We start from the raw sequence: 12,709 nt of genomic DNA, 5'->3' as shown, positions 1-12,709 counted from the left end.
ATGCCCCGTCCGCCACTCCCCCCGAGTGAACCCCCCTAGTGCGGACGGGGCATCGTCCTGCCCGCGCCGTCCTGCCCGGCCCGTTCTGCGACGAGTTCCGCGATGACGTGCCGGGCGTTCGCGGCGAGCGGGGGATTGCGCGTCGAGTAGTACGGCAGTTGCGCCAGGGCCTGCAGGAGCACCCAGCCGCGAGCGCGGGCCCAGGTCGCGTCGTCGGCGCCCACGGCGTCCCGGAACGTCGGGCGCGCCGCCGGCGGCAGCAGGTTCCACGCGGCGCGCAGGTCGCTGGCCGGGTCGCCGAGGCCCATCGAGCTGAAGTCGAGCACGCCGACGAGGCCTCCGCCGCTCGCGTGGTCGGCGCCGCCCTGCACCAGCAGGTTGCCGGGAGACAGGTCGCCGTGGATCCACGCGAGCCGATCGGCTCGGGGCGCGCGGAGCGCCTCCTCCCAGATGGCGGCGACGTCGTCGCGCACCGGCCGCAGCTCCTCCTCGAGGAGCGCGAGGTTCGTGCGCACGAGCTCGTCCTCCTCGTGCAACGGCTGCGGCCACGCCGTCGTCGGCGCCCCCGCCGGATCGAGCGCGCGCATGGCGACGACGAACCGGCCCAGGTCGGCGGCGAGTGCCTGCGCATCGAGGCCGTCTGCTTCGGCGGCAGGGTGCACGCCGTCGACCCACCGGCACAGGGTCCACGGCCAGGGGTACCCCTCGCCGGGCGCGCCGAGGGCCAGCGGCACGGGCGCCGCGAACGGAAGTGCTGGAGCGATCCGCGGCAACCAGGCGAACTCGCGCTCGAGCGGGGCGACCGCCCAGTGGATGCGGGGCATCCGGACCGACAGGTCGTCGCCGAGCCGGTACATCGCGTTGTCGGTGCCCGTCGACGGCACCGGTTCGACGGGCGGGCCCGCCCACTCGGGGAACTGGGCGGCGACCAGCGAGGCCGCGAGCGCGGCATCCGTCTGCACCTCGTCATCGTGCATGCGAGGGTGCAGTTGCTCGCCCGCGCCCGTCACGACGTCACGAGGTGGCGCGCTCGGGAGGCGAGCACCTCGGGCACGTGTGTCTCCGCCCAGGCGCGCATGCCGGCGAGCGGCACGAGCAGTGAGGCGCCGAGGCCGGTGAGCTCGTACTCGACGCGCGGTGGCGACTCGGCGTAGGCCTGCCGCGCGATGAGCCCGTCGGCCTCGAGTGCACGCAGCGTCTCGGTGAGCACCTTCGACGTGACCACGCCGACGCGGGCCTTCAGCGCCGTGAACCGGAGCGGGCCGTCGGCGAGGGCGAGGATCACGAACATCGACCAGCGCTCGCCGATGCGCTGCATGACCACGCGGCTCGGGCAGTCGGGGCGCAGCACGTCGTTGGCGACGGCCGGCATGGCCTCGCCGATTGCGTCGGATTGCGTCACGGTTCCACCTCGGTTCCGTTGAAGTAACCGGTATCCAATCCATACTATTGCGGCCATGCGAATTCTTCTGACCGGGGCGACCGGCTACATCGGATCGGCCGTGCTCGACGTGCTCGTCGAGGCGGGACACGAGGTCACCGCCGTGGTGCGCAGCGAACGGGCGGCCCGCGAGGTCGCCGAGCGCGGCGCCACTGCGGTGCAGGGCGACGTGACCGACGTCGGTTGGTTCACCTCGAGGCTCGCCGAGTCGGATGCCGCGATCCACACGGCTGCCCCCGAGCACGGGGCGCCCGCCTTCAACGACGCCGTGATCGAGGCGGCCATCCGGGCGTACGGCCACGGCGGGCGCCGCTTCGTGCTGACGAGCGGCATCTGGGAGTACGGCGCCGGCGGCGACCTCGCCGACGACGCGGCCCTCGACCCGCCGCAGCTCGTCGCCTGGCGGGTGCCGCTCGAGGAGCGGCTGCTCGCGTCCGGCGTCGACGCGGCGATCGTGGCCCCCGGCATCGTGTACGGACATGACGGCGGGCTCGTGCCGTCCCTCATCGCCGAGGCCGCGCGCACCGATGCCGGCGCGCTCCGGCTCGTCGGCGACGGGTCGCAGCAGTGGACGTTCGTGCATGTCGACGACCTCGCCCGCCTCTACCTCGCGGTCGTCGAGGCAGCCGGCGTGCGTGGTCGCGTCATCGGGTCCGACGGTTCGCCGACGACGGTGCGGGCGCTCGCCGAGGCGGTCGCAGACGTGCTCGGCGCCCCCGGCGTCGCGCCCGAGACTCCGGATGCCTCGCGCGAGCGCCTGGGCTCGGACTTCGCCGGCGCGCTGCTCCTCGACCAGGCCGCCACGGGCCGCGTCGCCCGCGGGCTGGGCTGGGTGCCCGAGCACGTGAGCGTGATCGAGGACGCGCGAGCCGCGCGCGAGGCATCCGCCGCCTGAGCACCGCGCACCGAAATGTAGGAACATCCGGGTGACACGCCGCCCGTGCTGGCGCCGCCGCGCCGCTCGGGCGCCGGATCTTCCTGCATTTCGGCGGGCGCGCGCCGGGTGGGATCGGGCGAGGGTGGCCCGGGTGGACGCGGTTCTTCCGCCGCGCAGAAGAACCGGAGAAGTTCACCCCCGGGATCGCCGTCAGCAGGGGTGCCGAGGCCCGCAGAGTGGATGCACCGCCCCACGGACGGCGCCGCAGCCGGCGTCACGACGGGGGCACCGACGCATCCGCACGCTGCACCGAAGGAGCACCCCGATGAGCACCCCGAACCGCCCAGGCGACCAGACCCAGACCGCGGCCGAGCTCCAGCTCGAATGGGACGCGAACCCCCGCTGGGACGGCGTCCGCCGCGACTACGCCGCCGAGGACGTCATCGCCCTGCGCGGCCCCGTCCGCGAGGAGCGCACGCTCGCTCGCCGCGGCGCCGAGCGGCTCTGGCAGGACCTCCAGCAGAACACGGGCACGGCGTTCGCGCCGCAGGAGGAGCCGCAGTGGTCGGCCGCGCTCGGCGCCCTCACCGGCAACCAGGCGGTGCAGCAGGTGCGTGCCGGCCTGAAGGCGATCTACCTGAGCGGCTGGCAGGTCGCGGCCGACGCCAACCTCAGCGGCCAGACCTACCCCGACCAGTCGCTCTACCCCGCCAACTCAGTCCCCGCCGTCGTGCGCCGCATCAACAACGCGCTCCTCCGCGGCGGCCAGATCGAGCAGGGCAGCGAGGCGCAGACCGGCATCTCCGACTGGATGGCCCCGATCGTCGCCGACGCCGAGGCCGGCTTCGGCGGACCGCTCAACGCGTACGAGCTCATGCACCAGATGATCGAGGCGGGCGCGGCCGGCGTGCACTGGGAGGACCAGCTCGCGAGCGAGAAGAAGTGCGGCCACATGGGCGGCAAGGTGCTGATCCCCACGTCGCAGCACATCCGCACGATCAACGCGGCGCGGCTGGCGGCGGATGTCGCCGGCGTGCCGTCGATCATCATCGCCCGCACCGACGCGCTCGCCGCGACGCTGCTGACGAGCGACCACGACGAGCGCGACCGCCCCTTCGTCACCGGTGAGCGCACCGCCGAGGGGTTCTACGAGGTGCAGAACGGCATCGAGCCGGTCATCGCCCGCGGCCTCGCGTACGCCGAGTACGCCGACCTGCTCTGGGTCGAGTCGGCCGAGCCCGACCTCGACCTCGCGCGCCGCTTCGCCGAGGCCGTGCACGCGAAGTTCCCGGGCAAGCGCCTGAGCTATAACTGCTCGCCGTCGTTCAACTGGAAGCGCCACCTCGACGACGCCCAGATCGCGACCTTCCAGCGCGAGCTCGCGGCCATGGGCTACGCGTTCCAGTTCATCACCCTCGCGGGCTTCCACGCCCTCAACCACTCCATGTTCACGCTCGCCAAGGACTACAACGAGCGGCACATGAGCGCCTACGTCGAGCTCCAGGAGGCGGAATTCGCCTCGGAGGAATCCGGATACACCGCCACGCGCCACCAGCGCGAGGTCGGCACCGGGTACTTCGACCGGATCGCCACCGCGCTGAACCCCACCAGCGCCACGCTCGCCCTCGTCGGATCGACCGAGGAAGACCAGTTCAACCACTGACCCACTGATTCCACTGACCCACCGACTCCCCGAGGAGACGACATCATGAACACCCTGACCATCGAGCGAACGGATGCCGCGGCATCCGCACACCGCACCGAACCCACCGAACCCGCTCCCGCCACCGCGAGCTTCCGCACCCATGAGCCGCGCATCGAGGTGACGGCCCCGCTCGGCGAGCGGTACGACGAGATCCTCACGCCCGAGGCGCTGCAGTTCCTCGCCGAGCTGCACGACCGGTTCGCGCACACCCGGCACGACCTCCTTGCCGTGCGGCTGCAGACCCGCGTCGACGCGGCGAACGGCCGCGACCCGAGGTTCCTGCCCGAGACGAGGTGGATCCGCGACGACCCGTCGTGGCGCGTCGCGGGCGCCGGCCCCGGCCTGGAGGACCGTCGCGTCGAGATCACCGGCCCGACCGACCGCAAGATGGCGATCAACGCCCTGAACTCGGGCGCGAAGGTCTGGCTCGCCGACCAGGAGGATGCCACGAGCCCCACCTGGGCGAACGTCATCGAGGGGCAGCTGACCCTGTTCGACTTCGCGCGCGGCACCCTCGAGTACACGAGCCCCGAGGGGCGCGACTACCGCGTCACGGCGACCGAGACGCCCACCGTCGTGATGCGCCCGCGCGGCTGGCACCTCGTGGAGAAGCACCTGCGCTTCCACGACCGGGCCGGCCGGGCGATGCACGCCTCGGGCTCGCTCGTCGACTTCGGGCTGTACTTCTTCCACAACGCGCAGCGCCTCATCGACGGCGGACGCGGCCCGTACTTCTACCTGCCGAAGCTCGAGTCGCATCGCGAGGCGAAGCTGTGGAACGACATCTTCGTGTACGCGCAGGACGCACTCGGCATCCCGCAGGGCACGATCCGGGCGACCGTGCTCATCGAGACGATCCAGGCCGCGTTCCAGATGGATGAGATCCTCTACGAGCTGCGCGACCACTGCGCGGGCCTGAACGCCGGCCGCTGGGACTACATCTTCTCGATCGTGAAGACGTTCCGCTCCCGTGGTCGCCGCTGGGTGATGCCCGACCGACGGTCGATCACCATGACGGTGCCGTTCATGCGCGCCTACACCGAGCTGCTCGTCGCGACCTGCCACAAGCGAGGCGCGCACGCGATCGGCGGCATGAGCGCGTTCATCCCGAACCGTCGCGACGCCGAGGTCACCGAACGCGCGCTCGCGGCGGTGTCCGCCGACAAGCGCCGCGAGGCATCCGACGGCTTCGACGGCACCTGGGTCGCGCACCCCGACCTCATCCCGACGGCGCGTGCGGAGTTCGACGCCGTGCTCGGCGACCGGCCCAACCAGGTCGACCGCCTGCGTGACGACGTCGAGGTGACCGCGGCGCAGTTGCTCGACATCCCGTCGATCGGCGGCGAGGTCACCGAGGCGGGCGTGCACGACAACATCTCGATCGCGATCCGCTACATCGAGTCTTGGCTGGGCGGCACGGGCGCGGCGGCGATCGACAACCTCATGGAGGATGCCGCCACGGCCGAGATCTCGCGCTCGCAGGTGTGGCAGTGGCTGCACGACAACACCGTCACCGCCGAGGGCACGCGCATCGACCAGACCTCGATCGTGCGCATCATGGCCGCGGCCGTCGCCGAGCTGCCTCGGTTCGAGGGCGACCGGTTCGACGACGCGATCTCGGTGTTCCGCACCGTGGCGCTCGAGCCCGAGTTCCCGACGTTCCTCACGGTGGGGGCGTACGCACGGTTCCTCTGAGCCTGCCGGGCTGAACAGGGCGAGCGGATGCCGCGGGCGGGACCCCGCGGCATCCGCTTCGTCGCGGCATCCGCCCGCGCAGCGGGCAGCACGACGCGCTCGTTCAGCGCAGCGGCACGCCCACGTCGCTGCCGCCCTCGGGTGTGAGCCGCGCGTTCACCTTCACGAGTGACGGGGTCGGCACGAAGCCCCCGGCGAAGAGCGCCTCGCCCTGGCGGAACCACGGCGACCTCGCGAGCAGCGCCACGGGCGCGTAGCCGAAGTAGGTGCCGAGCTCCTCGAGGTCGACGGGCGAGGTCATCTTCATGAGGGCCAGGTTGTCGCACTGCGAGATGATCCCGGGGTGCACCTTCGAGGGGCGCTGCGTCGACAGCAGTAGCCACAGGCCGAACTTCCGGCCCTCTGCGGCGATCTGCACGATACGGTCGCGCACGGCGACGGCGAGCGGCGAGTCGAGCTGGGGCGAGCAGAGGTTGTGCGCCTCGTCGATGACGAGCAGCACGGGCCGTCGTTCCTCGCGCCGCTCCCAGAGGTCGTCGAGCAGCGAGAGGGCGACGACGAGCTGCTGCTCGGGCGTCGAGAACCCGCCGAGGTCGAGCACCGTGGCGTCGGGCCGCTCGGCGACGACGTCGGTGACCGCGGTGTCGGCTCCCGCCCACACCTCCCAGTCGAGCACGCCCAGGTTCTCGATGCGCTCGGCGAGCGGATGCTGGTCGCCGCCCTCCTGTGCGGCCTCGAGCATGGGGATCAGCTGGTCGAGCTCGCCTGCCCGGAGGAGTTCCTGCATGTGGATGAGCGAGTTGTACTCGTCGCGGTCGGCCACGGGGTCGAGTCGCAGCACGGCCGCCTTGGACGGCCGGTTCATGTCGAGGAACCGCGCGCGAAGGCGGTGCTCGCCCTCACCGCGGGCGCGCAGCACCCGGATGTCGCGGCTTGCGAGCGCTTCAGCGGTCGGGCCGGTCGCCCCGGGATTGAGCTCGCCGAGCCGCACGAAGTCGGAGTTGGGATCGAAGATCACCACCGGCAGGGCGGTGTGCGCGATGAGCTGCTCGAGCACCACGCCGAGCGCGTAGGTCTTGCCCGATCCACTCTGGCCGCACCAGAAGGTGTGACGGTTGAAGCGGCGCGGCAGGAGCTTCGCGGGGCCGCCGGGCTCGGTGAGATTGCGGCCCACCTCGAGGAGCGCCCCAGTGGTGGCGTGCAGCACGTCGATCGTCGCGGCGTCGACCTCCTCGACCACGCCCGACTCGAACGCGCGGCTGCGGGCGGTGTCGAGCGCGCCGTCGCCGAGGATGCCGATGAGGCGCCCGCGCAGGCGCGCCGGCACGGTCTCGGAGCGTTCCTCGACGAGCGCGAGCTGGCGCTCGCCGTCGGCGGTGACGATCACGAGCGACCCGGCGACGAGGTTCGATCCGGCGGCGTCGGCGACGAGGAAGGACCGCCCGTCGTCGGAGCGGGCGATGGGCGAGGTCACGGCATCCATGGGCCGATCATGCCACCCCGCGGCATCCGTGCTCTGGAAGAATCGGTGTTCGTGCCAGACCTCACGATCCGAACGGCGGGCGCAGCGGATGCCGCGGCGCTCGCCGAGCTCGCCGCGGACACGTTCCCCCTCGCCTGCCCGCCGTCCACCACCGCCGAGGCCATCGCCGCGTTCATCGCCGCCAACTTCACCGTGGAGCGCATGGAGGAGTACCTCGCCGACGCGGGCCGCACGCTGCTGCTGGCCGAGGAGGACGACGGCCACCTGGTCGGGTACTCGATGCTCATCGCGGGCGATCCGGCCGATACGGATGCCGCGGCCGCCGTCACGGCACGACCGGCGATCGAGCTCAGCAAGTTCTACACGCGCGCGCTCGCGCACGGGTCGGGCGTCGTCGCGGGACCGCTCATGGCGGCGACGCTCGATGCGGCCACCGCGACGGGCGCGATCGCCGCGTGGCTCGGCGTGAACGAGGAGAACGCCCGGGCGATCCGGTTCTACGAGAAGCACGGGTTCGCGAAGGCCGGCCGCAAGCGGTTCCGTCTCGGTGACCGCCTCGAGCAGGACTGGGTGCTGGCACGCGCGCTGCCCTGAGCGATCGCGCCGGTTGCCTTGCCGCCGCCCCATTGCCTGACTAAGGTCAGCAATATGTCCAGCCCGCCCCGCGCGTTCGCCGCCGACCGTGCCGCCGACCTTGCCGCCGACCGCGGCGCGATCGACACCGTCCGCGCCTTCAACCGCATCGTCACGAGTCGCATCGGCGCACTCGAGGACCACTACCTCGGCAGCGATCGATCGCTCGGCAGCTCCCGCGTGCTCTGGGAGGTGGCGGGCGACGGCGTCGAGGTCCGCACCATCCGCGAGCGACTCGAGCTCGACTCGGGCTACCTCAGCCGCCTGCTCCGTTCGCTCGAGCGCGAGGGGCTCGTGACCGTCGAGGCCGCGTCATCCGCCGACTCGCGCGTGCGCACCGTGCAGGCGACCCCGGCGGGGCGGGTCGAGCGCGCCGAGCTCGACCGCCGCAGCGATGCGCTCGCGGCATCCGTGCTCGAACCGCTGAGCGACGGCCAGCGGGCCCGGCTCGTCGAGGCGATGGGCACGGTCATGCGGCTGCTCGAGGCGGGGCTCGTGCAGGTCGAGCCGGCGGATGCCGCGTCAGACGACGCCCGGCGCTGCCTCGCCGCCTACTACGACGAGCTCGCGCGGCGGTTCCCGGGCGGCTTCGACCCCGGCCGGAGCCTGCACCCCGACACGCACGAGTTCGCCGAGCCGACGGGCCTGTTCGTGCTCGCCCGGTTGCACGGACGGGCGATCGGATGCGGCGCGGTGCTGTTCCACGACGACGAGCCGGCCTACGTCAAGCGCATGTGGGTCGACGACGCCGTGCGCGGCATGGGCGTCGGGCGGCGCATCCTCGCGGCGCTCGAGCAGGCCGCGCGCGATCACGGCGCGGCGTCCGTCACCCTCGAGACGAACGCGAGCCTCACGGAGGCCGTCGCGATGTACCGGGCGTCGGGCTACGTCGAGGTCGAGCCGTTCAACGAGGAGGTGTACGCCGACCACTGGTTCGAGAAGCGCCTCTAGCGGCGTCGCGCCGCGTCGCCCCGCGCCGCCTGCTCAGCCGCGCGCCGCCTTCACCCGCTCGTAGGCGTCCAGCGCCGCCGCGCGGGTCGCCTTCAGGTCGACGATCGGCTCGGGGTAGCCGTCGGTGCCGGCCTCGGGCACCCAGCGCCGCACGTAGGCGCCGTCGGGGTCGAACTTCGTCGCCTGCAGTTCGGGATTGAACACGCGGAAGTACGGCGCGGCATCGGCGCCCGACCCGGCCACCCACTGCCAGTTGAACGGGTTGGCCGCCGCATCGGCATCGACGAGCGTGTCCCAGAACCACTGCTCGCCGCGGCGCCAGTCGATGAGCAGGTTCTTCGTGAGGAACGACGCGACCACCATGCGCACGCGGTTGTGCATGCTGCCGGTCGCCCAGAGCTCGCGCATGCCGGCGTCGACGAGCGGCACCCCGGTGCGGCCCGCCTCCCAGGCCCGCAGCGCGGCCGGATGCAGTCGTGGCCACGGGAACGCGTCGAACTCCGCGCGCCAGTTGCGGGTGGCGAGCTCGGGGGAGTGGTACAGCACGTGCCAGGCGAACTCCCTCCAGCCGAGCTCCGTGCGGAACCGGTTCACGCCCTCGCCCCGGACCCGGCGCTCGCGCAGTGCGTGCCAGACCTCGAACGGACTCAGCTCTCCCCAGCGCAGCCGAGGCGAGAGGCGCGACGTCACGTCGAGCGCGGGGCGGTCGCGTCCGTCGGCGTAGCCGCCGAGGCCGTCGTCGGCGAACTCGTCGAGCCGTTCGTGCGCCGCGGCGGTGCCCGGCGTCCACGCCGCGCGGATGCCGCCCGCCCAGTCGGGGTGGGTGGGCAGCAGCTCCCAGTCGTCGAGGGCGTCGCTCGCGGCATCCGTGGCGGCGGTGCCACCGCCGTCGATCGCCGCGGGGACGGGCAGCGGATGCCGCGGCTCGGGCGCCTGCGTGCACGCCCGCCAGAACGGGGTGAACACCGAGAACGGGGTGCCCTGCCCGGTGCGGATCGTCCACGGCTCGAACAGCAGGTTGGCGGCGAAGCTCTGCACCTCGAGGCCCTCGTCGCGCAGCTCGCGCTTCAGGGCCGCGTCGACCTCGCGCTCGGGGCCGCCGTAGCGACGGTTCCAGAACATCGCGCCGGCGCCGGTCTCCACCACGAGGGAGCGGATGACGGCGCCGGCCGGGCCCCGCCGCAGCACGAGCCGCGCGCCCAGCGCCTCGAGGCCCTGGCCGAGGCCTTCGAGTGACCCGTGCAGCCACCACTTCGCCGCGCCCCCGAGTGGGCGGATGCTGGGCGACTCCTCGTCGAGCACGTACACGCACACGACCGGCGCCCCGCGTTCGACCGCGGCCACGAGCGCCGGGTGGTCGGCGACCCGCAGGTCGTCGCGGAACCAGACGATCGAGGGCCCGACGCTCATGCCGCGACGATAGCCGACACCCCTGTCATGCTGCCTGTGCGGGTGGTCCCGGCTACGCCGCCGCCGCCCGCGCCGCCGCGGCCGTCCTCGCCGCGGCCCGGGCGATCGCCCACGTGCCGAGGCCGGAGGCGAGGAACACCACGGCGAGGATCGCCCAGCCGCCGAATCCGAAGGTCAGCGCGGTCGACGTGACGAAGAGGGGCGAGACCATCGCGCCGAGCGAGTACCCCATCGAGAACACGCCCTGGTAGGTGCCCGCCTGCACGGGATCGGCGAGCTCGAAGCTGAGGCCCCAGCCGCCGGCCTGGGAGAGCACCTCGGCGAAGGCGTGGGTGACGGCGGCCGTGACGATCACCGCGGCGGCGAAGCCGGCGGGCAGCCCGGCGGCGGCGGCGTAGACCAGGCAGGCGGCGGCCATGAGCCACGCCGCCAGCGCCGACACCCGGCCCGCCCGTCGCAGGTCGTGGGTGCCGCGCGACAGCGGCACCTGGAACAGCACCACGATGGCCGTGTTGAGGATGAGCACCACCGCGACGAGCACCTCGGGGGCGGCCGTGTCGTTCGCGATCCACAGGGGTACGCCGACCTCGCCGACGCCGAACTGCATGCCGAAGACCGCGCTGAGCGCGCTGAGCCCGAGGTAGCGCGGGTCGCGCCAGGGCGAGTGCGCGCGGCGGGCGAGGCGTTCGGCGCGAGCGGATGCCGCGACATCCGTCGACCCGGTCGCCGTGGTGATCACCGCGGCATCCGTCGCGACCCGCTTCGGTGCGTCGACGTAGGCGGGGAGCCGCACGAGCTGGGTGACGCCCGCGAGGTACATGACGCCCGCGCCGACGATGATCCAGCGGTAGGCGTCGGCCGTCCCGGCGAGCAGCGCGACGGCGCCGATGCCCGACCCGACCGCGATGGCGACGTTCGTCACCGTGCGCAGCACCGCGCGGGCGTGCACCCGGTTCTCGCCGTCGAAGGCGCGGGCGATGATCGCCATGCGGGTGGAGTTGGCGGCCTGCTCGACGGCGCCGACGAGCACGGCGATCACCAGGGCCGTGACGAAGTCGTGGGCGAACACGTAGCAGACGAGGCCGATGCCGTCGACGATGGAGAGCACGATGAGCAGGCGCTTCGCGCTCGTGCGGTCGGCGAGCCAGCCGCCCGCCAGCGACGACAGGACGCCCGCGGCGCTCGCGGCGCCGAGGACGATCGCCACCTCGTGCGGCGCGAGGCCGACGATGAGCGTGAAGTAGAGCACCGTCACCGTGAGGAAGATGCCGCGGCCGACCCGGCTGATGAGGGTGGCGATGACGAGGATGCGCAGCACGGGGTCGGCGAGCGAGCCGATGATGCGACGGAAGAGGTTCGGTCGATCGGCGTGCGTGGATTCCGTCGCGGCTGCGACGTCGGAGGCGTTCGCCTCGTCCGAGGCGGCGGATGCGTCGTCGAGGTCGGGCTGGATGACGGGGAGGGTGCCGGTGTCGGGGGTGGGGGTCGCGCTCACGTCTCAGTTCTGCCAGAGCTGCGGGGGCGGTCGAAATCGATGTAGCGTTGGGCTACATGTTGAGGTACCTGCTGACCGAGGACGACGTCGGCAGCGTGCGCTTCGGCATCTCGCCGCTCTGCGAGCTGGGGCTCTCGCTTCGGGCGATCAAGGAGCCCGCGCGCTTCCCGCTGCAGCTCGGCTGGTTGCGCCGCACCGAGGAGGCGCGGGCCCGCCTCGACCTCCACACGCTCTCGGGGCTCATCGATGAGCGGATGTGGACGCCGGACTTCCTGAACCCGCGTCCGAGCTCGCCGCTCACCCGCATCGAGGACGAGTTCGCCGGCCTCCTCGAGACACCGCCAGAGGTCTTCCGGCGCGACCTCATCGCCGTGCACGGGCACATCCCCGACGTGTTCGCGGGATCCACCAGTGCGTCGCTTCGGCGCATCGCCCGGGCGCTGCGGCAGCTCTGGGAGACGTGCTTCGAACCGTACTGGCCGCGCATGCGCGCCGTGCTCGAGGCGGACGTCGTGTACCGCGGCCGCCAGATCGCGCAGGCCGGCGTGGCGACCATGCTGAACGGGCTCTCGGAGCGCATCGAGTACGACCGGGGCGTCGTCGCCGTGCGGCTGCACGACCCCGCCGACCGCACGATCGCCATCGACGGCAACGGCCTGACGCTCGTGCCCACCATGTTCACCCGTCGGGCATCCGCGCCGGTGGGCGATGGGCCGCCGATGATCATGTACTCCGCCCGCGGCCAGGGCGCGCTGTGGGAGACGGAGCACGTCGCCAACCCGGCCGCCGTCGTCGCGGTCCTGGGCCAGACCCGGGCGAGCCTCCTCGCGGCGCTCGGCGATCCCGCCTCGTCGACCGAGCTCGGCGTGCGCCTCGGCGTCACCGCGTCGGCCGTGAACCAGCACCTGCGCGTGCTGCGCGATGCGGGCCTGCTCGTGAGCACCCGGTACGGCCGCAGCGTGCTCTACCTGCGAAGCGAACTCGGCAGTGCCCTGCTCGAGTCGCGCGCGGGGTGAGCG

At 72.7% G+C, this 12,709-nt stretch carries 11 protein-coding genes; 6 read left to right on the top strand and 5 right to left on the bottom strand.

The features are described 5' to 3' along the window. Positions 1-35 precede the first annotated feature (35 nt). Both AC1DZA_RS10565 and AC1DZA_RS10560 read right to left on the bottom strand, forming a co-directional pair. Entirely contained in the window at positions 36-977 is a 942-nt protein-coding gene (locus AC1DZA_RS10565) for an aminoglycoside phosphotransferase family protein (RefSeq protein WP_476772713.1), read from the bottom strand. A gap of 29 nt (positions 978-1,006) precedes the next feature. Further along, a complete protein-coding gene (locus AC1DZA_RS10560; protein ID WP_476772712.1) occupies positions 1,007-1,402 on the bottom strand; it encodes a winged helix-turn-helix transcriptional regulator in 396 nt (131 codons plus the stop codon). Between the two features lie 55 nt (positions 1,403-1,457). Between AC1DZA_RS10560 and AC1DZA_RS10555 the strand changes: the two genes are divergently transcribed. From AC1DZA_RS10555 to aceB, 3 genes are all read left to right on the top strand, one after another. Continuing rightward, on the top strand, positions 1,458-2,336 hold the full coding sequence (locus AC1DZA_RS10555; protein ID WP_476772711.1) for an NAD-dependent epimerase/dehydratase family protein: 879 nt from the start codon (positions 1,458-1,460) through the stop codon (positions 2,334-2,336). Positions 2,337-2,643: 307 nt separating this feature from the next. After that, positions 2,644-3,981: an isocitrate lyase gene (gene aceA / locus AC1DZA_RS10550; protein ID WP_476772710.1), complete on the top strand. Its 1,338-nt coding sequence runs from the start codon at positions 2,644-2,646 to the stop codon at positions 3,979-3,981. Positions 3,982-4,026: 45 nt separating this feature from the next. After that, positions 4,027-5,718 carry a malate synthase A gene (gene aceB, locus AC1DZA_RS10545; protein ID WP_476772709.1) on the top strand — a complete coding sequence of 564 codons (1,692 nt, stop codon included), beginning with the start codon at positions 4,027-4,029 and terminating at the stop codon, positions 5,716-5,718. 103 nt (positions 5,719-5,821) lie between these two features. Here the strand turns inward: aceB and AC1DZA_RS10540 are convergent, their stop codons facing one another. Continuing rightward, positions 5,822-7,201 carry an ATP-binding protein gene (locus AC1DZA_RS10540; protein ID WP_476772708.1) on the bottom strand — a complete coding sequence of 460 codons (1,380 nt, stop codon included), beginning with the start codon at positions 7,199-7,201 and terminating at the stop codon, positions 5,822-5,824. A 51-nt stretch (positions 7,202-7,252) separates the two neighbouring features. Between AC1DZA_RS10540 and AC1DZA_RS10535 the strand changes: the two genes are divergently transcribed. Both AC1DZA_RS10535 and AC1DZA_RS10530 read left to right on the top strand, forming a co-directional pair. After that, positions 7,253-7,795 (top strand): GNAT family N-acetyltransferase, encoded by a 543-nt coding sequence (locus AC1DZA_RS10535; RefSeq protein ID WP_476772707.1) that lies wholly within the window; start codon positions 7,253-7,255, stop codon positions 7,793-7,795. Positions 7,796-7,849: 54 nt separating this feature from the next. Next, positions 7,850-8,785 carry a bifunctional helix-turn-helix transcriptional regulator/GNAT family N-acetyltransferase gene (locus tag AC1DZA_RS10530; protein WP_476772706.1) on the top strand — a complete coding sequence of 312 codons (936 nt, stop codon included), beginning with the start codon at positions 7,850-7,852 and terminating at the stop codon, positions 8,783-8,785. A 33-nt stretch (positions 8,786-8,818) separates the two neighbouring features. Here the strand turns inward: AC1DZA_RS10530 and AC1DZA_RS10525 are convergent, their stop codons facing one another. Both AC1DZA_RS10525 and AC1DZA_RS10520 read right to left on the bottom strand, forming a co-directional pair. Further along, positions 8,819-10,195: a cryptochrome/photolyase family protein gene (locus tag AC1DZA_RS10525; protein WP_476772705.1), complete on the bottom strand. Its 1,377-nt coding sequence runs from the start codon at positions 10,193-10,195 to the stop codon at positions 8,819-8,821. A 52-nt stretch (positions 10,196-10,247) separates the two neighbouring features. Then, a complete protein-coding gene (locus tag AC1DZA_RS10520; RefSeq protein WP_476772704.1) occupies positions 10,248-11,690 on the bottom strand; it encodes an MFS transporter in 1,443 nt (480 codons plus the stop codon). 56 nt (positions 11,691-11,746) lie between these two features. Between AC1DZA_RS10520 and AC1DZA_RS10515 the strand changes: the two genes are divergently transcribed. Further along, positions 11,747-12,706 carry an ArsR/SmtB family transcription factor gene (locus tag AC1DZA_RS10515; protein ID WP_476762123.1) on the top strand — a complete coding sequence of 320 codons (960 nt, stop codon included), beginning with the start codon at positions 11,747-11,749 and terminating at the stop codon, positions 12,704-12,706. Positions 12,707-12,709 lie beyond the last annotated feature (3 nt).

This window comes from Agromyces sp. P2_B3, assembly GCF_056404815.1.
Note: the sequence above shows the minus strand (reverse complement) of the source record. Positions and strands in the feature narration are given on the sequence as shown.

What these genes read in the sequence shown, in the direction of transcription:
- aceA (WP_476772710.1), top strand. Translation starts at nt 2,644, where the DNA reads ATGAGCACCCCGAACCGCCCAGGCGACCAGACCCAGACCGCGGCCGAG.
- AC1DZA_RS10565 (WP_476772713.1), bottom strand. Translation starts at nt 977, where the DNA reads ATGCACGATGACGAGGTGCAGACGGATGCCGCGCTCGCGGCCTCGCTG.
- AC1DZA_RS10555 (WP_476772711.1), top strand. Translation starts at nt 1,458, where the DNA reads ATGCGAATTCTTCTGACCGGGGCGACCGGCTACATCGGATCGGCCGTG.
- AC1DZA_RS10515 (WP_476762123.1), top strand. Translation starts at nt 11,747, where the DNA reads ATGTTGAGGTACCTGCTGACCGAGGACGACGTCGGCAGCGTGCGCTTC.
- AC1DZA_RS10525 (WP_476772705.1), bottom strand. Translation starts at nt 10,195, where the DNA reads ATGAGCGTCGGGCCCTCGATCGTCTGGTTCCGCGACGACCTGCGGGTC.
- aceB (WP_476772709.1), top strand. Translation starts at nt 4,027, where the DNA reads ATGAACACCCTGACCATCGAGCGAACGGATGCCGCGGCATCCGCACAC.
- AC1DZA_RS10540 (WP_476772708.1), bottom strand. Translation starts at nt 7,201, where the DNA reads ATGGATGCCGTGACCTCGCCCATCGCCCGCTCCGACGACGGGCGGTCC.
- AC1DZA_RS10530 (WP_476772706.1), top strand. Translation starts at nt 7,850, where the DNA reads ATGTCCAGCCCGCCCCGCGCGTTCGCCGCCGACCGTGCCGCCGACCTT.